The following is a 19,161-nucleotide window of genomic DNA, read 5'->3' as shown; positions in this document are numbered from 1 at the left end:
TGGCATAGTCGCGTGATGCGTTGGCGACCCGCTGTTCGAGGTGATTTGGTCGTGGCAGATGTGGACGCGCGCCCTATCTGCGTGAAGGCAGGCGTGGGAGCGACGTGCATGGCCACCAAAATCTCTGGGGAGGACGTCAAACTGAAGCGTGCTTATGAGAGTCCGACGGACAGTGACGGCAAGCGTGTCTTGGTTGACCGGCTGTGGCCGCGCGGAGTCAGGAAGACCGATGCGGCAATTGATTATTGGGCTAAGGAGCTGGCGCCAAGCACCGAGCTGCGGAAATGGTTCGCTCACGATCCCTCCCGTTGGGAGGAGTTCCGCCGGCGATATACCGCTGAGATCGAGGCGCATCGCGAGGAATTTGATCGATTGCGCGACCTGGCGCTTAAAGGTCCGATCACGCTCGTCTATGCGGCGCGTGACGAGACGCACAACGATGCCGTCGTTCTCAGGGAGCTCTTGCTGGCACATCGATAAAATGCCCCATCTTGATGTCGGGAACGACGACGCCGTAGGAGCGCGTCGCTGCGCGCATGCCGAGTGGGCCAAGCGCGCCGCGCCGAACAAGGATGGCACTCGCGTTCGATCCGCCTGTCTACGCAGCATGCAGCGCTAGCTGGATTCAACCCGAGCTTACGGCTCGGCTAGTAATTAGCAAACGAATTTGATTGACATTTAAGCGCAACTTTTATGCTATACTGAGATGGACATTGAACTCGCCCGTACTTTCTTGGAAATAGTTTCAACGGGAAGTTTTATTCGAGCCTCCGAGCGCTTGAATGTTGCTCAGACGACCGTTAGCGCGCGGATTCGTCACCTCGAACAACTGCTTGGCCGGCCACTGTTCATTCGGAACAAGGGCGGCGCGTCACTGACGCCGGCAGGCGAGCAGTTCCTGCGCCACGCGCCAACGTTCGTCCAGTTATGGCAGCGCACTCGTCAACAGGTCAAAGTACCGGCAGGGCGCCGAGCTGTGCTGACGGTCGGCAGCGAAGTCACTCTTGCGCAACCACTGCTGCTCAGCTGGGTGATATGGATTCGCCAGTTTCTTCCCGACATCGCGCTGCGCGTACATGTCGACGTGCCCCAGGATCTGATCAATCAGGTCGCCTCGGGAATGGTCGATGTGGCGATCATGTATGCTCCCCAGCATCGACCCGGCCTTAGAATCGACCTGCTGATGGAAGAAAAGCTCGTGCTCGTGACAACCGATCCGGAAGCGAAGCGCCTTGAGGAGACGAGTTACATCTACATGGATTGGGGGCCCGATTTCGGGCGGCAACATGACATGAATTTCCCAGATATCGCACCGGACCTCTCTTTCGATCTCGGTCCCCTGGCTCTCGGCTACGTTCTCGAAAGCGGCGGCTCGGGCTATTTCAGGATGAGCGCAGTGGAGCCGCATCTAGCTGCGGGTGAGATCTACCTCGTACCCGATATGCCGCAATATTCCTATCCGGTTTACTCGGTGAGGTCGGCAAATGCCGATGAGAGTGTCGTGGGACCTGCCCTTGCGGGTTTGCGCGCGATCTCCGAAGGCAACATTGAGGCCTAAGCGGCCGCGTCGGGCAATGGAAACAGCAGGTCGACTGTGGTTCCGGTGCCTCGTTCACTGGCAATGCTCAGATGGCCGCCGACCATCTGCATGAAAGTGCGCACCTGCGCTAACCCCATTCCGGTGCCGTTCTCGCCCTTGGTCGTGAAGAACGGGTCCAGCACCTTTTGCAGAACGTCCTGTGGCATGCCGCAGCCGTGGTCCTTAACGCGAAGCCGGGCGTAGGTTCCCGGCGCCGGCCCGCCTTTCGCACAATTCGTCGCGACGAGCCGCTCCGTTCCGATCCAAATCTCACCGCCGCCTGGCATGGCATCGCGAGCGTTAAGGACAAGATTGAGAACGGCGGCGTCGAACAACGCCGGATCGATCAGACAGCTTGGAATGTCGGAACCCAATGCGAGCCTGACGCGGATGCCAGGTCCCGCGCCATACCGGAGGAATGGCCCGGTAGAGCTGACGAGCTCATTCAGGTTGCGCACTTGCAGGTCGGGTTCTCTATGGTCTGCAAAAGCGAGCAACTGCGATATCAGTTCGACGCCCCGATCGACGCCTTCCCGCGCCGCCGCGATAAAGGCGCGCACGCTCTCCGGCTGGTCAGCTTTTCTTTCGGCGAGCCTCAGGCCCGATTCGACAATCGCCAGGATGTTCCTGAGATCATGGGCAATACCGCCGGTCATCTCGCCCAAGGAGGCAAGCCGGCGCATTGCGCGTTCGTGCTGTTCTACTGCCAGTGTCCCGCCGCTGCTCTCCGTCTGCGATTGCAGCAATGGGTCTGCCCGAATCGCCATATCTGTCATGATAGCCTCTCATGGTTTCCGATGCCGCTCGGAAACTACGGTCCCCGCGCCATCGCCTTCATCTATTCGCTCGTCGGCTCGACACCCGCCGAAACGCGCCACGCGATATCTAAACTCAGCGGATTGTCCGATTTGCCCTTATTTCTTCGACCGTCGGAAACGCCTTGAGGGCCTCATCCGGTAGGCCCCGGCTTGCGGCGACCGCCTCCATCCAGCCGCCATGCGCTTCCGGTTCGCCGACTATGATGCGGCCGACCATTCCAGCCTGCTCGTGGGGAACGCAATAATAGTCATAAACCCCTTGCTCGGTGAAGGTTACCGAAAAGCTCTCGCCAGGCAGGAGATAGTCTGAATCCCAGGATTTAGCCGATTCAGGCATGCGCAGCGGCCTCCCGAAGTTTGCTGGATGATAGGCGGTCGTCGTATGCGAATTGCCGGGGTTGAAGTTGGTCCAGCGGACCATCTGACCCGGCTTGATCAGAACACCGATCGGGTCGAACCAGACATGCGAGCCATCGGCGCGCCCCTGCATCCTAATCTCCACGACCTCTTCGGCCCACACGTCCCGCTGGGACAGGGAAAGGACGGCGACCAGCCCACCGCCCAAGCCCAGCACTTCACGCCGCGCGATCGTCATTTGGCGACGCTCGCTTCGCCCGCCGCTGCAACATGCCACAGCACCACATGGACATGCGGCTCTTCCACGCCTGGATGGCCGGCATTGTAGTAGACGTCGACATGGTCGACGTTGCCGCCCGGCGCTGCAAGGTTATCGAAAGACTTGTCCGGATTGAGATCCTTGGTCGGCAGCATATAGATCGTGCTGGCAAGCTTTCCGTCATGATCATAGGCGAGGAACGGACCGGCCGGCAATGTCGCCGGATCGACGAAGAGCTGGCCCATGCCGGGGAGGAAATCGGGTAACTTCACGAGCTTGCTGACCTGCTGATAAGGCGCGGCTGGCGGCGCTTTTGCGACTTCATCCGCCGCGATAGCACAAACCGAGCTGTCCAGTATCAGAACAGGTACGAGGAAGAGTTTTTTCATCGGGGAGATCCTTTTTTCCGTTCAAAGCCGAGATCGCGGAAATTCCGGCGGCCAATGGCTGTTCGTACGACCTGTCGCGTGCAGCCATTCAAGAACCAGGCGGCAATATTAGTCCAATGAAATAAACTGGCATTTCAGTGCAGTATTTCTGCATTCCTCCTAATTTTCGGCCTCACCGCCCTCTGATTGCCGGAAGTCTACTGGCCGCGAGATATCCACGAATTCAGAGCGATCCACGTTCCTAGCCGCGCGCTTGATTTCAAGAGTTCCGTCCCCATGTTTAAGTTACTATGAATACTTTCGCACCACAGAGAGAGCCACAGCGCCTCAAAGCAGGCCTCTAGCCCGGACGTGACCTCTACCGGCTTCGCGTCCGGGTCAGCCACATCTTCGATTCAATCAGAAAGCGCAGCAGACGGCGTGCCAAACGCACTTCGTTTGCGCTCGCGCGTATCGGCTTAGAGGCAATGATGATGACGTTCAGCAACCTGTCAGAAGATAATATTACTCTTGACCTTGCGACAAAGGGAAAGCACTCGGCGCTGTCCAGGATCGCTGTCAAACTTGCGCGAGGAACCGGGCTTGATGATCGAGCAATTCTTCGGGGCATTTGGAGGCGGGAGCGGGTCGGGTCAACCGCCATCGGTCGTGGCATCGCCGTCCCGCACGTATTGCTGCGCTCGATTTCGTCGCCTGTAGCGTCATTTACGCGACTGGCTCCTCCGATAGATTTCAACAGCCCCGACAGCGATCCCGTCGATCTCGTCTTTACCTTGCTTTGGCCGCGCTCTGAGGCTCGCACCTTCTTGCCTGCGCTGTCGCGACTATTCCGTACGGTGCGCGCGCCGCTGATCAGGGAGGGACTTCGGCTGGCCCAATCCCCCGAGGAGGTGATGGCGATTTTGATGAGCGAGGCAAGGCAGGTCGACGGTATCCCATGGCGGACCAATGCCACGCACTCGGTGGCACTAAGGTGAACACTGAGGAACGCGAAAATGAAGAAGCACATCCAGAACTCACAAAAGTCTTCGATCGTGATTGGCGAGACGGATCACCAGCGATTGAATAAACTTGCGCTTGCTGCGGCTGATCGCCTTCCCGAGGTTTCCGATGGTCTTTTGATTGAGCTCGAACGCGCACTCGTAGTTGCGGACACCTCGGTGCCTGGGAATGTCGTGCGAATGGGATCGATGGTAGAGTATGAAACTGACACCGGAGACGGGCGAACAGTGACGCTCGTGTTCCCGAAAGACGCAAATATTTCCGAAGGCAAGATATCCGTCCTAACCCCCATCGGAACTGCCCTTCTCGGCTTGTCCGCCGGTCAGACAATGGATTGGAGCGGACGGGATGATAGGCGGCACAAGCTGACGGTGTTGGCGGTTACTCAACATCAGGCGGAAAGCGAAGGCCTCCGTTCCTCTGAGACGTCAAGCCTTCTTGCATAAAGTAGAGAACGATTATCGCTGGCGTCCGGACCCTTTCCACCGATCAGCTCGAGCGTGGCAAATTCGACACCTTGCTGGCCGAATGGCCACGGTTGATCGCCCCGATGATGGGGCGGTCCTGTTTATAAAAAAGGACAATAACCATGATTACTGGCTCCCAATGTCGTGCGGCACGTGCACTTACCGACCTCTCGCCCGAGCGTCTCGCAATATCTGCCGGCGTGGGCGTGGAAACCGTGCTGCGATTTGAGCGCAAGCTCGACAAACCGGCTGATGATGAAGTGTTTGCCTTGCAATCAGCTCTGGAAAGAGCCGGCGCCGTCTTCATTCCTGACAATGGCGCCGGCATTGGTGTGCGCCTGAAATTTACTGGATCGGAAGCTAAACGCATCGACATTCTTGAGAATGAAGGCGGTATAGTTGCACCTGACCGGGTGCCTTAAGTGGAGTCTGGCAGTGGCAATTTGCCTGCCGGTTTCTTGAGCAACCAGGTATCGACATCGCGTTCCAAGTGGTGCGTCCGGGCTTGGAAAAACTTTGGTTTAGCGCCCGCTCGCTTCCCTCTGCGGTCATAGGGTCCCAGAGCTCCATCACTTGGCAAAATCTCTGATCTTTGCGGTCGCCCCAAGGTTCCTCGCAGATTCGAAATGAAGCAGGTCACGCTGAACGGCGGCTTTGTCCCGCGTCGCGTCCCTTCATGCTAGTCGCTGCGAGCGACTGCTCGTTCATTGTGCGCCGGTAGCGGATGGCTTGTAATCGCCAGCTCTTCCTTTCAGCGGATTGGCCAACAGTCATCCAGCTGTTCAAGTGTAAGGTTGACGGGACAACGCGTGGATCGTTTGCGACATGAATGTTTCCTTCCATACCGCTTGCGATTTTTCGATAAGGCGCTTCAGCGCCGACAGAAAAACGTACGGATTCGACACGCTTCAAGCGTTGCGGCGGCAGGGCCTCAACTACCTTGGAGCAACGGTCAAGCCGAAGGGCAGATCAACCGCCTCAAGATGCTGAAGCGAGCGGGAAGATCCGGGCGACGGGATAGGCTGCTGACGCACAGTGCGGTTCCTGCGGGTCGAGTTACGTCGCCTGCTTCAAAGCATCGCCCAAGATGGAAACGATTGTTCCGATTTGTATCTCATCGATGATTAACGGAGGAGAAAGCGCAATGATATCCCCGGTCACTCGGATTAGAAGACCTTTATGAAAGCAGTTGGTAAACACGTCATAGGCGCGCGCACCAGGAGCACCATCGCGTGCTGAAAGCTCGATTGCCCCAACGAGGCCGAGGTTTCGGATGTCGATGACGTTTGGTATCCCATTCAAGGAATGCAATGCATCTTCCCAAGTTTTGGCAAGATCGGAAGCGCGACTGAAAAGACCCTCCTCTTTATAGATTTCAAGCGCTGCAAGGCCTGCAGCACACGCGACCGGGTGTCCAGAATATGTATAGCCGTGGAATAGCTCGATGGCGTTTTCTGGTCCCGTCATCAATCCATCGTAGACTTTGCGACTGGCAAACACGGCACCCATAGGGATGGCACCGTTTGTCAATCCCTTTGCCGTTGTCACAAGGTCGGGAACGACGCCGAAATAGTCTGTTGCAAACGGCGTCCCGAGGCGGCCGAAACCGGTAATGACCTCGTCGAACATGAGAAGAATGCCATGCTTGTTGGCGATGTCTCGCAGCCTGTCAAGGTAACCTTTTGGAGGCAAGATGACGCCGGCAGAGCCGGACATAGGCTCAACAATAACCGCGGCTATGGTTTCGGCACCGTGGAGCTGGATGAGACGCTCAAGATCTTCGGCCAAGTCAATTCCATGTGCAGGAAGACCCCTCGAGAAACCGTTTCTATCGATATCCAGCGTGTGTCGCATATGGTCGGCCGGGATCTGCGGAAAAACTCGCCGATTGTTCACCAGACCACCGACCGAGATGCCGCCGAAGCCGACACCGTGATAGCCTTTTTCGCGTCCGATGATGCGAGTTCGGGTGCCTTGACCGATCGCGCGCTGATAAGCGATGGCGATCTTCAGAGCCGTGTCGACGGATTCCGATCCGGAGCCAGTAAAGAAGACCCGATCAAGCCCGGCGGACGGACCGCCTGGAGCAACGGCCGCAAGTTGCGCTGCGAAATTATGTAATGCTGCCAATCATAAATGGCTCCGATGTCTGTCAGACGCTGCGTGCCGGTGGGATATCCGCGCCTATCCTGATGCTGACCGCGCTTGGATCGGTGAACGACCGTATTTCGGGATTGCGAATGGGGGCCGACGATTATCTGGTCAAGCCGTTCTCGTTTGAGGAGTTGCTGGCACGAATAGAAGCGCTGATGCGCCGTCCGGTCAACCTACGCCCACTCGGGGCAAAAGCGCTGCTCGTGGGAATACTGAAACTTGACAGAGATTCAATGCGCGTAACGGTCGACGGCGTCGAGATATCGCTGACTGCCAAGGAGCTGGCTCTTTTGGAACTTTTCATGTCCGCCCCCGGGCGAGTACTCAGCCGGGAGCGGATTTTGGCGAACATCTGGGGAGCAGGCGAAGACCCACTGACCAATGTTGTCGACGTCTATGTCCGTCGTTTGCGCGCAAAGATCGATCGCCCCACGGGTGATCGCTCGTGCATCACGACTGTTCGGGGCATCGGCTATCGTCTCGAACAAGGTCAATGATCGCTGGCCGCTTCGGACAGACGTTTACTTGGCGGCGTAAGGCAGCGAAGAATGGTGTTGGACGATGCGGATCGTCCCGAAATCGTCCTTCTTGAAAGTCCATGATTTGTCGACCGTCGTAACTTTGCCGTCCTTGTTAATGAAGGACACCTTACCCAGAGTAGTGGCGTACTCGCCATAAAGAAGAATGGCTGCGTTCTCGACGTGGACCTCGCGCCAGCCCTTCAGCGCAAAGCCAGTATCGCTGGGATATTTCGGGTTATGGCCGACAAAATAGGATAGTGCACCCTCGCGGTCGGTCCGGAAGGTCTGGGGCTCCTGCGTCAGTGTCGGCTTGAAGAGAACCGGACCCAACTGGTAGCCATAGGCCGCATCTATCACCTTCTCAGCCATATCACGGGCTGGCTTCACACCTTTGTCCTCATATTCACGCGAGATGGCAATGAGAGCCTCGCCCCAGGCTTTCTGAGTCTTGAGGACTTCAGCTTCGCTGATCGACCCATTGTGAATTTCGACTGCGTTCACCCCGCCTGCGGTCATGAGCAGGATGGTTGCTGTTACGGCAGTTGCCTTCGCTAAAAAGCGCATGAGTTTCTCCTGTTAGATTGCTCGTTGAGAGCGACAACAGGAATATGGATTTCATCTCTGACGCAGACGTGGAGGCTTCATGAACAGTTGATGGACGCGAGATTACAGTAATAATTCCTCTTGGAGTCGCGATCGACGGCGACCCGGCCGTGCTTGCTATACGGGTCCGAGAACGGCAACGACTGGAAATTCATGTTGGTTCTCTGTCGAACCCCCGAACACTTCCGTGAGCATGGCGCTCGCTGCATCGAGTGCCCGGATTTTTTTCGAACTCGACGACCGGTTCGTGATGGTGATGGGTTTCGTCGGCTACACGAGCCGGCAACCGGACGCCAGAATTTCCTTAGGTCGGCAATTTCGAAGACGACCGCTTCACGCCGCTGTCAGCAGAGTTGCAGGAATTGGACTTCGGCACCGACTTCTATGCGATGCAGAGTTTCCGGGCGCGAGAGTGACAAATTATTTTTGCCAAGCCCGCTGGTTCTCACGATGATGCCGGAGGCGGGTTATCAGCGACTGCGGGCAGGTGCACTCCCGCAAAGCTCGCCCTTCCAGTTTGATCGCCAACCGAGTCAGGTTATCGAATTGTCGATGGGAGGCGATCTGGATGGAATCAGATCGTCGGGCAAGGACAGGGCCAATTTCCCAACTTTTTTGGCTGCTGCGATACAACATGATTTCCCTTATGGTGTCATTTCGCCCCTACCGGAACCCACCCCTGGCTCCATACCACGACCGGCAGATCGACATCCTCGATCGGAAGGCTTGAGCTGACTGGCTCGATCTAACGATTAGGCGAAACCGCTGATCAAGCCTCCTTCTAGCGGGAACGCGGACCGAGAGCACGGCGTTAACTGATCCCGTCTGCAAAATAGCTTGAAAGTGGCCAGCGGTCATGGCCGACCTTTTTGGCGGTTAGCGACATGGCTATATCCGATAGAACCGCGCAGCATTGTCGTGGAACAGCGCAATGCGTTCGTCTGGAGAATAGTTGGCGGTGATGATTTTGAACGCGTCCATGATCTCGTCGTAGCTGCCGAAGAGTTTGTCCACCGGGAAGTTCGAAGCGAACATACACCTCTCGACGCCAAATGCTGCAATCGCCTCCTCCACATACGGCCTGATGCTTGCGACGGACCAGGTCCAGTCTCCCATGCCCAGACCGGAGATCTTACATGCAACATTTGGCGCCTGCGCAAGCATGCGCATTCCATTTCGCCACCCCTCGAAATGGCTCGGGCCATCGACCTGCATGCCCGTATGGTTCAGTATGATCTGTACCCCGGGAAAATCGCGGGCAAGATCGAGAAATTCTTCCATCTGCCAATAGTAGAGCTGGAGGTCGAAGCTGAGACCCCTGCGAGCGAGTTCCTTGAACCCTCGCCGCCATTCCAGCGTCCGGCTAACTCCAGGCTCCGTCAGGTAGGTCTTGGCGGGATCGTCGTGGAAGTTCATCGATTGCCGGATGCCGCGGAAGTTCGCGTAGGACATGTGCTCATCGAGGAGGTCGCCGACGTCGGGCCTGCGGAAGTCAGCATATCCGACGATGCCGTGGGGGAACCCGTGCTTGTCGGCAACGCCCTGCAGCCATCGCGTCTCGCCGGTCGGATCCTTGGGGTCGTATCCGACATCGAGATGGACCGCCTTTACGAGGTTCTGATTCTTCGCGTCCGCCAGAAAGTCTTCGATGAGGTAAGTCTTGTTGATCGCGGTGTAGTCACCGAAGGCGGACGGTTTCACGCCGTCCGACAGCCACGGATAGTAGTTGTTGTCGAGATCCCACAGATGAAAATGAGGATCGATGATCGGGAGGTCTTTCATGCCTGCTGCCCTTCAAGAAATCGCCGAAAAGGACGCCGACCTGAACGGCCGGCGTCCCGCACCACTTAGTTGGCGGGTGGGAACACCCGGGCGATGACGGCTTTTGCTTCCGGCGAGTCGACCTTATCGGCCGTCACCAGTGGCATGATCAGAGCAAGGTCCTTCTTGACAGGGGCGCCGGAGAGCGCATTGAAGACCTGCTGCGTCCCGTCGATCCCCTGTCCAACCGCTTCCTGGAAGAAGATGCCCTGGATCGCGTTCGACTTCAGGAGAGCGATCGTGGTCGGGCTGCCGTCTGCAACCGCGATGCCGACCTTGCCCGTAACCCCGCGGGTCTGAAGCACTTTTGCGGCGCCCGTCCCGGCCTCGTCGTACATCCCGTAAATGGCCTTGATGTCAGGATGGGCGGTGAGCATGTCATTGGCCTGCGTGACCGCTTCATTGACCGTGAGCCCCCTGGTCTCCAGCATCTGCGCCAGGTCGCACCCGCTCGCCTTGAACGCCTCTTCAGCACCCTTCAGATACTTCTGGGCATTCTCGCGGTCCTGCGGCAATGAGAGCATGCCGACCTGGTTGCCGCCACGGTCCTTGGCAAGCTTGCAGACGAATTCGCCCTGCGCCTTGCCGGTCTCGTAGTTGTTTGCCGTTACCGACGACGTGTAGTCGGTCTGGCCGGGCTGCGGGCCGATGCCGGCGAAAGCGATCGGGATGTTCTGCGATTTCAAGTAGGCGAGAAGCGGCGGTGTGCTCGTCGAGCTGACAGGGCCGATCACGATGGCATCGACGCCCTTGGTCACTGCGGTCCGCGCGTTGTCCATCTGTTTTGCCGGCGAGTTTTCCGAAGTGTACTCGACGTAGTCCATGCCGAGTTCCTTGGCCTTTTGCTTCACGCCGTAGCCGACCCACTGCCAGTAGGATATGTCGAGCGACGGCGCGATATATGCCACCGTCTTCTTCTCCTCGGCCTGCGCGGCGGCCGCAAGTGAAAGGACCGCCAGTGCGACGCCGGCAACAAACCCAACTGCGCGTTTCGTTTTTGTCATTTCCATTCCTCCTCCAAAGACCGGCTTTGCCGGGTTGATGTCAAACGGCCCCCCGCCGCGACTTGCTGAAACGGTCGATAAGGACCGCGATGAGAATGGCGACGCCCGTGACCGACCCCTGCCAGAAGCTGTTGATGCCTATGAGATTGACGCCGTTCTGGATGACCGTGATCATCAAGGCTCCCAGCACCGCGCCGATCGCGGTTCCTGTGCCGCCGAGCAGACTTGCGCCGCCAATCACGACTGCCGCGATGGCCTGGAGCATCAGGCTCGACCCCGCCGTGGATTCCGCGTTCAGAATATAGGAGATAGTCAGAAGGCCGGAAAATGATGCGAGCAGCGACGACGCGACATAGGCCATGAATTTCGTGCGTTTGACAGGAACGCCGAGCAGATAGGCCGCCGTCGAACTGCTGCCGACAGCATAGAACCAGCGTCCGGCAATCAGCTTCTTCAGGAAGAACTCGATCGCGATCATGAGAACAACGCAGAAAAGGATGTAGTTGGGAATGCCAGGAATCAGGTTGCCGCTGTTGAGCAGCCAGAAGTCCGGATCGCCGATCGGCATCGAGCGTCCGTTCGTGACGATGAACGCCAGCGATCCTGCGACGGCGAAGGTAATCAAGGTTACGACGAACGGAGCAAGACCAGCTATCGTGACAAGGAAGCCATTGATCGATCCGAAGAGCAATCCGACGCAGAGGCCGATCAGGCTCGCAGACACGCCGCCAAGCCCGTGCGCCATCGCCTGCGCCGTGACCATGCCCGTCAGCGAGAAGACCGAGCCGATCGACAGGTCGATACCGCCAGTGACGACGACAAGAAGGACGCCCAGCGACATGATGATAAGAGGAGCGCCTGCCTGCGTGATATTGGCGAAGTTGCCCCAGGTGAGCGCCTGTGGAACCTGCGAGCCGACCGCCAGCACCAGCAGCACGATGGCCAGAGCGATCGCGATCTCGGTCCTGTAGGCGCTAAAGAGGCTTTCCCTCTGCCTGATTTGTGCGGTCGGCGCCTCTGTCGGCGCGATTTGTGCCTGGGTCATGCGGCCATTCCAGTCAGGGTAACGAGTTTCTCTTCATTGAAGTCGTCTCGCTCAAGGACGCCCGCACATCGACCTTCGGTGTCAAACGCAATGACCCGGTCGCAGACTTCCAGCAATTCGACGTTTTCTGTGGACCACCAGACGATCACTGTGCCGGATGCGGCCATCTGCCTGATGAGCTGATAGATTTCTCGCTTGGTTCCGATATCGACACCCCGTGTCGGCTCCTCCAGAACCAGCAGGCGGGATGGCACGCCAAGCCAGCGGGCAAGTAGGAGCTTTTGCTGCGTGCCACCGCTCAGCGTGCTCGGCAGATCCCAGACGGAAGCGGTCTTGACCTTCAGGGCCTTCAGCAAATCGAGGCATTCGGCCCCTTCAGAGCGGCCAGCGAGGAGCGAGCCCCTGGTCACGCGACGGGACGCCATGACGTTGTCGATGATCGGAAGGCTGTGAAGGAGTCCCTTGTGTGCCCGATCGCCGGTTACGAATCCTGCTCCCAGGCGGGCGGCTTTGCGTGGCGATCGCAGCTGGTCCGGCCATCCGGCACGCGCAACCGTCCACTGCTTCTTTCGGGCGGCGCCTGTCAGCGCTTCAATCAGTGCCGCCGGTCCAGCGGGTGCGCCTGCCACGCCGAGTACGGTGCCCGGCAGCAGTTCCAGCCTGAAACCTGCCTCCTTGATGGTGATGGTGTCCGTCGCAGCAGAAGCGTCGAGCTGATTCTCGGGTCGCGGCGCCCGTTCCGTTGGATGAGAGGCTGCCACATGCCCCATCTTTTCGATAATGCCGGCGTCCGTCAGCTCTTCCATCGGCTGGCGATCAACCACCGTCCGGCCGTCGCGGATGATCGTACAGACGTTGGCGATCTGCCTGATTTCCTTCATCCGGTGGGAGACGAACACGACCGACAGTCCGTTCTCCCGGGTGAGCCGCCGCAGGACCGCAAACAGCCTCTCCGTCTCCAGAGCGGTGAGATTGGCGGTCGGCTCGTCGAGAAGGATCAATTCGGCGCCAGACGAGAGCGCCCTGGCGATTTCGACCAACTGACCTTCGTGGAGGCTCAGGCTCCCCACGAGCCTATGCAATGATTTGGCAGCGAAGTCTTGATCGATCATCCGCAAGGCATCGAATGCCTGTTTTGCCGCGGCTGCACGCCGGAACAGCGCCGCGCCCTTCCTGTGATGCGGTAGGGCGATGTTCTCGGCAACGGTCAGATGCGGCAGGAGCGCCAGTTCCTGGTGCACGACGGCGACCTTCACCCTCCCTTCCGTTTCGCTCCGTTCCCTTCCTTCGCTGTCGAAAAAGCGGACATCTCCATCGTTCTTGGAAGCCGCGCCCGTGATGATCCTGATCATCGTCGACTTCCCGGCGCCGTTTCCGCCGAGCAGCGCATGAACCTCCCCACGCGCAACCGAGAAGTCGACGCCCTTGAGGACGGACGTCGCGCCGTAAGACTTCGTAAGTCCTCGGACGGTAATGACGTTTTTAGAAGTTTCGCTCATCGGTCACTCCTCAGTAGATCGTCAGAGCGGGCACGAAGCTGACCGCGAGCAGGAGAAACATGGCCATCCCGAAGTAGGGCCAAAGCTCGTTTGTAGTCGCCCCGAGCGGAGCTTTTGCGATGGACGATGAAATGAAGAGCGTCGTGCCGATCGGCGGCGTATAGAGCCCGATCCCGAGGTTGATCACCATCATGAGGCCAAGCTGTACACGGTCGAGGCCGATGGAGTCGGCCAGAGGAACGAAGATCGGCCCGAGCAGGAGGATCGCCGGTGGCATGTCGAGCGGCATGCCGACGACGAGCATGATCAGGTTCATCATGAGAATGATGACGATCGGGCTGGATATGTGTGCGGAAACCCATTCGGCCATGTGCTGGGGGGCCTGGTCGAACGTAAGGACCCAGCCGACCGCCGCGCTGCCCATGATCACCAGCATCACGACGCCTGTCGCCACGCCGGCCTCGACCATGTTCTCGCAGAAGCGCTTCCAGGTGAGATCGCGGTAGAACAGGATGCTGAGGAGCAGCGAATAGACGACGGACAGGACCGAAACTTCGGTCGGCGTCGCGAAACCGAACCGCAGGAGCACGATGATGAGGACCGGAAGCAGGATCGCGGGGAGGCTCTGGAGTGCCAGTCTGCCAAGCTCCCGCGTGCCTACCTTCACAGCCTGTGCCTCGTAACCGCGTCTGACCGAGATGAACCAGCAGACGAACACGAAGCTCGCAGCCATGATCAGACCCGGAACGATCCCCGATATGAACAGGTCGCCGACGCTGACGCCGCTGATCAGGGCATAGAGGATCATTGGTATCGAGGGCGGAATGAGGACGTCGATGACGGCCGACGTCGCGTTGTTGGCAGCGCAGAGCGCCGGGGGAAAGCCGTGCTTTTTCTGCCATGGGATGAGAACGGAGCCGAGCGCACTCGCATTCGCCACGGCCGAGCCGGACACGCCGCCGAAGACGACCGAGGATACGACCGTGGTCGAGAGCGGTCCGCCCCTCCACCTCTGCATCGCGCGAGATGCGAGTTCCAGGAGCTGACGCCCCAGTTCGCCGCCAAGCATCAGAGTACCTGCAAGCATGAAGAACGGAAGCGCCAGCATCGGGAAGGACTGGGTCTGGTCGTAGACCTGCTGGGCCACGACCGAGAGCGGGGCGTAACCGTTGAACAACACTCCAAGGCCCGCTGCGATGATGAGACCATACCCCACAGGAACGGCGAGTATCATGAGGATGCAGAAGGAAACGATCATGACGATTGTCATAGCGCGATCTCCTCGGGCCTGATTTCGAGGCGGTGATCCCAGCCCAGGCGGAGAACGCGCGTAGTCGCGGCGACGGTGACGATGGACACGAGAACCGCGCCAATCGAAAGCGAATAGTATCCGATGCTGTTCGGAAGCTGCAGGACGGGGCTGTGTTCGGCCCCCGCGATCTCGGCAACCACGGTCGCCTGATATGCCAGCACCAGAAACGCGGCGATACTGATAGCGTTTGCCACGATGAGGGCCGTCGTTCGCGCACGACCGTCGAGCTTGTCGTAGAGCCACTCGACCGCCATATGTCCGCCAGCATGCGCGGCAATCACGATCCCTGCGATGATGAACCATGGGAAGATCAGCATCGGCAGTTCCTGGGCGAATGACAGGCCTCCGCTGGCGGATGCATATCGGGCGACGACGTTGGCCGTGGTGACCACCGTCAGCGCGATACCACTGACGATGATGACAATGCGTGCGAATGCGACGATGATGCCGGCGACCTGATCGACGGCTGAGTAGAACCTGCTCATGAGGCCTCCGGATCGTAAGAGCGGCGTCAGCCCCTTGCTGCGGCTTCCACCTTGGCGACGAAATCGCCAAACGGCTTCTTCTTCCAGGTGTCGGCCACCGATGCCGTCACCTTGACGAAGGCCTCGTGGTCGACCTCGACAACCTCGACCGCAGAGTTCTGCTTGAACTTGCCTAGCACCTCGGCGGCCTTGTCATTCGAAAGCTTCCGCTGCAGTTCCCCGGCTTCCTTGGCAGCCGCTCGTACAGCCTCTAAATCCTTGCCCAGGCGAGCCTGAGCAATTTTCGACATCAGGAAAGGAGTGGATTCCCACTTATGGGCAGTGAGGCTGATGAATTTGTTCACCTCGTAAAGCTTGGAGCTTTCGATATTGGCGAGCGGATTCTCCTGACCGTCCACCACGCCCTGCTGCAGGGCAATGTACAGCTCACCAAACGCAATCTGCTCGGTACCCGCTCCCAGGGCCTTGAAGATGTCGATCGTCATCGGGTCGGCCGGCGTGCGGATCTTCATGCCGGCCAAATCTGCTGGCGACGTGACCTTTCGCTTGGAATTCGTGAGGTGCCGAATGCCGTTGTCCCACCAGTCCAGCGGCACGACCCCCACCGCCTCGAAGCGCTTGTTGAGCTCAGTTCCCACGGGGCCGTTCAGCACGGCCATTGCCTTATCCGTATTCTCGAACAGGAAAGGCAGTCCAAGCGCATTCAGTTCGGGAACGATGGCCGAGGTGGCGCCCTGGCTGTTGGCGGTAAAGTCCAGAGCGCCCGTCCGCAGGCTGGTCAGCATCGCGGAATCGCTTCCAAGCGTCTCGGCCCCTGCGACGTTGATCTGGATCCGGCCTTCCGTTTTCTGCTTGACGAGTTCCGCAAACTTGGCGGCGGCTATGGTTCTTGGATTGCCGGGCGCCGCTCCATGACCGAGCGTCAACGTCATAGTCGCAGCGCTGGCGGATCGGCTTGAGAGCACGATTGCCGGGGCCGCGAGCGCAGCAGTCGCGGTCGCCATGAAAAATCTTCTATTCATCTGCAAGCTCATATCATCCTCCATCACAAGCTCTTTTTTGGTCGGCCGGCATCTCCTCAACCGGCCAGTGTCGTCATGTCGAAAGCCAGGCCTTGACTGCCTCCGCTACCTTGATGGTCGAGAGACCATACTGGTCGTGGAGGGTCGGCAACGCGCCGGCCTCAAGGAACTCGTCCGGCAAGCCGATCTGCCGGAAGGCCGGAGGTGCGACCCCCGCACGCATTAGGGTTCCGGCGACCGCCTCTCCAAGGCCGCCGATGACCGTGTGGTTCTCCGCCACGACCACAAGCCGTCCGCCCTTGCGGCACTCGGCGACAATGGTCACCTCATCCAGCGGCTTGATCGTCGGTACGTGCAGCACTGCCACGTCGACACCGTCCTTCTGAAGCAGCTTTGCGGCCTCGAGCGCACGCATCGTCATCAATCCCGACGAGATGATCAGGGTATCCCGTCCGTCGCGGATCAGCTTGGCTTTGCCGAGCTCGAATTTATAGCCGTACTCATCGAGGACGACCGACACGTTGCCCCGCAGTAATCGCATGTAGACCGGGCCTTTGTGGGCTGCGATCGCAGGAACTGCCTGCTCGATTTCGCTTGCATCGCAGGGATCGATGATGGTGAGATTTGGCATACCGCGGAACATCGCCAAATCTTCCGTAGCCTGGTGGCTCGGCCCATATCCGGTCGTCAGGCCCGGAAGGGCGCAGACGATCTTCACGTCCAGCATTTCCTCTGCGATCGCCAGGCAGACAAAGTCATAGGCGCGCCGGGAAGCGAAGACCGCGTAGGTCGTGACCCACGGCTGGAAGCCTTCACGCGCCATTCCTGCGGCCGACATCATCAGAAGCTGTTCGGCCATCCCCATCTGGTAGAAACGGTCGGGATGGGCAGCGCGGAACAGATGAAGGTCGGTGTACTTCGCAAGGTCGGCGGACATGCCGACAATCCGGTCGTCCTTATGCGCCAAGGCGGCAAGTGCGTTGCCGAAAGGTGCGGATCTCGTCGGTTGATCGGGACCGGCGATCGATGCAATCATCGCCGACGTCGTCAGGCGGGGCTTGTCGCTGCCGCTTTCAAGATGCGTCGGCCGGATATACTTCGAACGCCTCATGCTTCCACTCCCGCATCGATTATCCTGAGGGCCTCCGCCCATTCGTGAGGTTCCACGCGAAGGAAATGGTTTCGATCGCGCGCCTCAAGGAAGGGCACGCCCTTTGCCATCTTGGTGTCGCAAATGATGATGCGGGGTTTCGCCTCAGTGTGGTGGCGAGCAGCGTCGAACGCCTTAACGAGAGCATCGATGTCGTTGCCCTCGACCCGCTGGACGAACCAGCCAAAGGCTTCGAACTTAGGTGCCAGCGGTTCAAAGTCGAGTACGCCAATCGACGGGCCGTCGGCCTGCATCTGGTTGACGTCGACAATACCGATCAGATTGTCGAGTTTGTAGGAGCCTGCCGACATAGCCGCTTCCCAGGTCGAACCTTCATCAAGTTCGCCGTCAGAAAACAGATTGTAGACGAAGGAAGAGGAGTTCTTCCGCTTGAGCGCCAAGGCCATGCCGACCGCGATGCCTAGTCCGTGTCCGAGCGACCCGCCGGTGATTTCCATTCCGGGCGTATAGGCGGCCATGCCGGACATGGGCAGCCTGCTATCATCCGTGCCGTAGGTCGCCAATTCATCCTCGGGAATAATCTTGGCCTCGATCAGAGCCGCGTAGAGAGCGATCGCATAGTGGCCGATCGACAATAGGAACCTGTCGCGGCCTTCCCATTCCGGATCGTCCGGCCGGTAGTTCGTGGCGTGAAAGTAGGACACGGCAAGGACGTCGGCGACGCCAAGCGCCTGCGCGATGTAACCCTGCCCCTGCACTTCGCCCATTCGCAGCGCGTGGCGCCGGATGCGGCGGGCGCGTTCCGTGAGACTGATGTTGTGGCCAATCTGGGTCATGTCGATGTTTCTCCTGATTGACCTCAGTGGATCAGCATGCCGCCGTTGACGTCTATTACAGCGCCCGTGACGTAGGCCGACAGGTCCGATGCGAGGAACAGGTAGATATTCGCGACGTCGGCCGCCTCGCCGAGCCGGCTCAGGGGGATGCCCTTGATGATGTCGTCACGCATCTGATCGGTCAGCTTACCGCCGGTGATGTCCGTCTGGATAAGACCAGGTGTGACGGAGTTGACCCGGATGCCGGCTGGACCGAATTCTCGCGCCATTGCCTTGGCGAGGCCGAGAACGCCGGCCTTGGCCGCGGAGTAGTGCGGGCCACCGAAGATGCCGCCGCCGCGCTGAGCCGACACTGAGGACATGCAGGCGATCGAGCCGCCGCCACTATCGCGCATGTATGGGATGAAGGCCTGGCTGAGGAAAAGCACCCCGGTCATGTTGACGGCAACGACCCGTTCCCAGTTGGCTTCCGTAATGTCGAGCGTTTTGACAGGCTGGGTGATGCCCGCATTGTTGATCAGCGTGTTCACGGAGCCGAAGGAGGCGATCACCTTGGATGCGGCGTCTTCACAGGAGCCTTTGTCCGCGACATCACAACGCAATCCTAAGTGAGCGCCGGCGGCCACGCGAGGCAGACTCGCCGCTGCTTCCACTGCTGCGTCTGCATCAATATCAAGAATGGCGACGCGCGCGCCATGTTCGGCAAAAAGCTGTGCGGTCGCACGGCCAATGCCGCGCTTGCTCGCCGCGCCCGAAATGGCCGCAGTCTTCCCATTCAATAGCATGTAATCTCCTCCCGATGCGTCCCGAGCATCTGGCAATTCGTCAACAAGTCAGTCGTCTTGTGGCCTTGAACCTGACCTACTTGATGAGCTCG

The 19,161-nt window shown here is 59.0% G+C and carries 20 protein-coding genes and 2 pseudogenes; 7 read left to right on the top strand and 15 right to left on the bottom strand.

What is annotated here, in order from left to right; translation table 11 throughout:
- The first annotated feature begins 108 nt into the window (after nucleotides 1-108).
- Both EV130_RS00875 and EV130_RS00870 read left to right on the top strand, forming a co-directional pair.
- On the top strand, nucleotides 109-480 hold the full coding sequence (locus tag EV130_RS00875) for a DUF488 domain-containing protein (protein WP_074065465.1): 372 nt from the start codon (nucleotides 109-111) through the stop codon (nucleotides 478-480).
- A 226-nt stretch (nucleotides 481-706) separates the two neighbouring features.
- A complete protein-coding gene (locus EV130_RS00870; protein ID WP_074065464.1) occupies nucleotides 707-1,558 on the top strand; it encodes a LysR family transcriptional regulator in 852 nt (283 codons plus the stop codon).
- Here EV130_RS00870 and EV130_RS00865 read toward each other — a convergent pair.
- The 3 genes from EV130_RS00865 to EV130_RS00855 form a co-directional block, all read right to left on the bottom strand.
- Entirely contained in the window at nucleotides 1,555-2,355 is an 801-nt protein-coding gene (locus EV130_RS00865) for a two-component system sensor histidine kinase NtrB (protein WP_081377286.1), read from the bottom strand. The two genes, EV130_RS00870 and EV130_RS00865, sit on opposite strands and share 4 nt — an antisense overlap.
- Nucleotides 2,356-2,470: 115 nt before the next feature.
- Nucleotides 2,471-2,992 carry a plastocyanin/azurin family copper-binding protein gene (locus tag EV130_RS00860; RefSeq protein ID WP_074065463.1) on the bottom strand — a complete coding sequence of 174 codons (522 nt, stop codon included), beginning with the start codon at nucleotides 2,990-2,992 and terminating at the stop codon, nucleotides 2,471-2,473.
- Nucleotides 2,989-3,402, bottom strand: coding sequence for a DUF5602 domain-containing protein (locus EV130_RS00855; RefSeq protein ID WP_074065462.1), 414 nt, complete (start codon nucleotides 3,400-3,402; stop codon nucleotides 2,989-2,991). Before EV130_RS00855 ends, EV130_RS00860 begins: the two co-directional genes overlap by 4 nt.
- Before the next feature lie 467 nt (nucleotides 3,403-3,869).
- Here EV130_RS00855 and EV130_RS00850 point away from each other — a divergent pair, with 467 nt between their 5' ends.
- The 4 genes and pseudogenes from EV130_RS00850 to EV130_RS33055 form a co-directional block, all read left to right on the top strand.
- Nucleotides 3,870-4,379: a PTS sugar transporter subunit IIA gene (locus EV130_RS00850; protein ID WP_245519990.1), complete on the top strand. Its 510-nt coding sequence runs from the start codon at nucleotides 3,870-3,872 to the stop codon at nucleotides 4,377-4,379.
- Nucleotides 4,380-4,397: 18 nt separating this feature from the next.
- Nucleotides 4,398-4,850, top strand: coding sequence for a nucleoside diphosphate kinase regulator (gene rnk / locus EV130_RS00845; RefSeq protein WP_074065460.1), 453 nt, complete (start codon nucleotides 4,398-4,400; stop codon nucleotides 4,848-4,850).
- Between the two features lie 143 nt (nucleotides 4,851-4,993).
- Nucleotides 4,994-5,293, top strand: coding sequence for a helix-turn-helix domain-containing protein (locus tag EV130_RS00840; protein WP_074065459.1), 300 nt, complete (start codon nucleotides 4,994-4,996; stop codon nucleotides 5,291-5,293).
- Between the two features lie 510 nt (nucleotides 5,294-5,803).
- A pseudogene (locus EV130_RS33055) lies at nucleotides 5,804-5,995 on the top strand (hypothetical protein); the annotation flags it as partial.
- On the opposite strand, the pseudogene aptA reads toward EV130_RS33055, so the two are convergent.
- Nucleotides 5,928-6,986: pseudogene (gene aptA / locus EV130_RS00830) on the bottom strand (omega-aminotransferase AptA); the annotation flags it as partial. The pseudogenes EV130_RS33055 and aptA overlap by 68 nt on opposite strands.
- Nucleotides 6,987-6,991: 5 nt before the next feature.
- On the opposite strand from aptA, the gene EV130_RS00825 reads away from it, so the two are divergent.
- Complete coding sequence (locus tag EV130_RS00825) at nucleotides 6,992-7,522, top strand: response regulator transcription factor (RefSeq protein WP_074065457.1); 531 nt, start codon at nucleotides 6,992-6,994, stop codon at nucleotides 7,520-7,522.
- Nucleotides 7,523-7,546: 24 nt separating this feature from the next.
- On the opposite strand, the gene EV130_RS00820 is transcribed toward EV130_RS00825, so the two are convergent.
- The 11 genes from EV130_RS00820 to EV130_RS00765 all read right to left on the bottom strand — a co-directional run bounded on the left by EV130_RS00820 (nucleotide 7,547) and on the right by EV130_RS00765 (nucleotide 19,069).
- Entirely contained in the window at nucleotides 7,547-8,110 is a 564-nt protein-coding gene (locus EV130_RS00820) for a hypothetical protein (RefSeq protein WP_132549754.1), read from the bottom strand.
- Nucleotides 8,111-9,037: 927 nt separating this feature from the next.
- Entirely contained in the window at nucleotides 9,038-9,931 is an 894-nt protein-coding gene (locus EV130_RS00810; protein WP_074065456.1) for an amidohydrolase family protein, read from the bottom strand.
- A 65-nt stretch (nucleotides 9,932-9,996) separates the two neighbouring features.
- A complete protein-coding gene (locus EV130_RS00805) occupies nucleotides 9,997-10,974 on the bottom strand; it encodes a substrate-binding domain-containing protein (protein ID WP_074065757.1) in 978 nt (325 codons plus the stop codon).
- 40 nt (nucleotides 10,975-11,014) lie between these two features.
- Complete coding sequence (locus EV130_RS00800; protein WP_074065455.1) at nucleotides 11,015-12,019, bottom strand: ABC transporter permease; 1,005 nt, start codon at nucleotides 12,017-12,019, stop codon at nucleotides 11,015-11,017.
- Complete coding sequence (locus tag EV130_RS00795) at nucleotides 12,016-13,518, bottom strand: ATP-binding cassette domain-containing protein (RefSeq protein WP_132658956.1); 1,503 nt, start codon at nucleotides 13,516-13,518, stop codon at nucleotides 12,016-12,018. The genes EV130_RS00800 and EV130_RS00795 overlap by 4 nt, the downstream gene beginning before the upstream one ends.
- A gap of 10 nt (nucleotides 13,519-13,528) precedes the next feature.
- Nucleotides 13,529-14,788: a TRAP transporter large permease subunit gene (locus EV130_RS00790; protein WP_074065453.1), complete on the bottom strand. Its 1,260-nt coding sequence runs from the start codon at nucleotides 14,786-14,788 to the stop codon at nucleotides 13,529-13,531.
- Nucleotides 14,785-15,315, bottom strand: coding sequence for a TRAP transporter small permease (locus EV130_RS00785; protein ID WP_132658954.1), 531 nt, complete (start codon nucleotides 15,313-15,315; stop codon nucleotides 14,785-14,787). Before EV130_RS00785 ends, EV130_RS00790 begins: the two co-directional genes overlap by 4 nt.
- Nucleotides 15,316-15,341: 26 nt before the next feature.
- Nucleotides 15,342-16,349, bottom strand: coding sequence for a TRAP transporter substrate-binding protein (locus EV130_RS00780; protein ID WP_132549766.1), 1,008 nt, complete (start codon nucleotides 16,347-16,349; stop codon nucleotides 15,342-15,344).
- Nucleotides 16,350-16,410: 61 nt separating this feature from the next.
- Nucleotides 16,411-17,448, bottom strand: coding sequence for a transketolase family protein (locus tag EV130_RS00775; protein ID WP_132549769.1), 1,038 nt, complete (start codon nucleotides 17,446-17,448; stop codon nucleotides 16,411-16,413).
- Nucleotides 17,445-18,284 carry a transketolase gene (locus EV130_RS00770; protein ID WP_132658952.1) on the bottom strand — a complete coding sequence of 280 codons (840 nt, stop codon included), beginning with the start codon at nucleotides 18,282-18,284 and terminating at the stop codon, nucleotides 17,445-17,447. Before EV130_RS00770 ends, EV130_RS00775 begins: the two co-directional genes overlap by 4 nt.
- Before the next feature lie 23 nt (nucleotides 18,285-18,307).
- Complete coding sequence (locus EV130_RS00765; protein WP_074065449.1) at nucleotides 18,308-19,069, bottom strand: SDR family NAD(P)-dependent oxidoreductase; 762 nt, start codon at nucleotides 19,067-19,069, stop codon at nucleotides 18,308-18,310.
- Nucleotides 19,070-19,161 lie beyond the last annotated feature (92 nt).

The organism is Rhizobium azibense (genome assembly GCF_004342325.1).
GTDB classification, from domain to species: Bacteria; Pseudomonadota; Alphaproteobacteria; order Rhizobiales; family Rhizobiaceae; genus Rhizobium; species Rhizobium etli_B.
The sequence above is the reverse complement of the archived record's forward strand: the minus strand, read 5'-3'. Positions and strand labels throughout refer to the sequence as shown.

Excerpts from the sequence above, each read along its gene's own strand:
- EV130_RS00770 (WP_132658952.1), bottom strand. The coding sequence starts at position 18,284 with ATGACCCAGATTGGCCACAACATCAGTCTCACGGAACGCGCCCGCCGC.
- EV130_RS00775 (WP_132549769.1), bottom strand. The coding sequence starts at position 17,448 with ATGAGGCGTTCGAAGTATATCCGGCCGACGCATCTTGAAAGCGGCAGC.
- EV130_RS00875 (WP_074065465.1), top strand. The coding sequence starts at position 109 with ATGGCCACCAAAATCTCTGGGGAGGACGTCAAACTGAAGCGTGCTTAT.
- rnk (WP_074065460.1), top strand. The coding sequence starts at position 4,398 with ATGAAGAAGCACATCCAGAACTCACAAAAGTCTTCGATCGTGATTGGC.
- EV130_RS00865 (WP_081377286.1), bottom strand. The coding sequence starts at position 2,355 with ATGACAGATATGGCGATTCGGGCAGACCCATTGCTGCAATCGCAGACG.
- EV130_RS00850 (WP_245519990.1), top strand. The coding sequence starts at position 3,870 with ATGATGATGACGTTCAGCAACCTGTCAGAAGATAATATTACTCTTGAC.
- EV130_RS00820 (WP_132549754.1), bottom strand. The coding sequence starts at position 8,110 with ATGCGCTTTTTAGCGAAGGCAACTGCCGTAACAGCAACCATCCTGCTC.
- EV130_RS00825 (WP_074065457.1), top strand. The coding sequence starts at position 6,992 with ATGCTGCCAATCATAAATGGCTCCGATGTCTGTCAGACGCTGCGTGCC.
- EV130_RS00780 (WP_132549766.1), bottom strand. The coding sequence starts at position 16,349 with ATGAGCTTGCAGATGAATAGAAGATTTTTCATGGCGACCGCGACTGCT.
- EV130_RS00810 (WP_074065456.1), bottom strand. The coding sequence starts at position 9,931 with ATGAAAGACCTCCCGATCATCGATCCTCATTTTCATCTGTGGGATCTC.
- EV130_RS00855 (WP_074065462.1), bottom strand. The coding sequence starts at position 3,402 with ATGAAAAAACTCTTCCTCGTACCTGTTCTGATACTGGACAGCTCGGTT.
- EV130_RS00840 (WP_074065459.1), top strand. The coding sequence starts at position 4,994 with ATGATTACTGGCTCCCAATGTCGTGCGGCACGTGCACTTACCGACCTC.
- EV130_RS00800 (WP_074065455.1), bottom strand. The coding sequence starts at position 12,019 with ATGACCCAGGCACAAATCGCGCCGACAGAGGCGCCGACCGCACAAATC.
- EV130_RS00870 (WP_074065464.1), top strand. The coding sequence starts at position 707 with ATGGACATTGAACTCGCCCGTACTTTCTTGGAAATAGTTTCAACGGGA.
- EV130_RS00805 (WP_074065757.1), bottom strand. The coding sequence starts at position 10,974 with ATGACAAAAACGAAACGCGCAGTTGGGTTTGTTGCCGGCGTCGCACTG.
- EV130_RS00860 (WP_074065463.1), bottom strand. The coding sequence starts at position 2,992 with ATGACGATCGCGCGGCGTGAAGTGCTGGGCTTGGGCGGTGGGCTGGTC.
- EV130_RS00785 (WP_132658954.1), bottom strand. The coding sequence starts at position 15,315 with ATGAGCAGGTTCTACTCAGCCGTCGATCAGGTCGCCGGCATCATCGTC.
- EV130_RS00765 (WP_074065449.1), bottom strand. The coding sequence starts at position 19,069 with ATGCTATTGAATGGGAAGACTGCGGCCATTTCGGGCGCGGCGAGCAAG.
- EV130_RS00795 (WP_132658956.1), bottom strand. The coding sequence starts at position 13,518 with ATGAGCGAAACTTCTAAAAACGTCATTACCGTCCGAGGACTTACGAAG.
- EV130_RS00790 (WP_074065453.1), bottom strand. The coding sequence starts at position 14,788 with ATGACAATCGTCATGATCGTTTCCTTCTGCATCCTCATGATACTCGCC.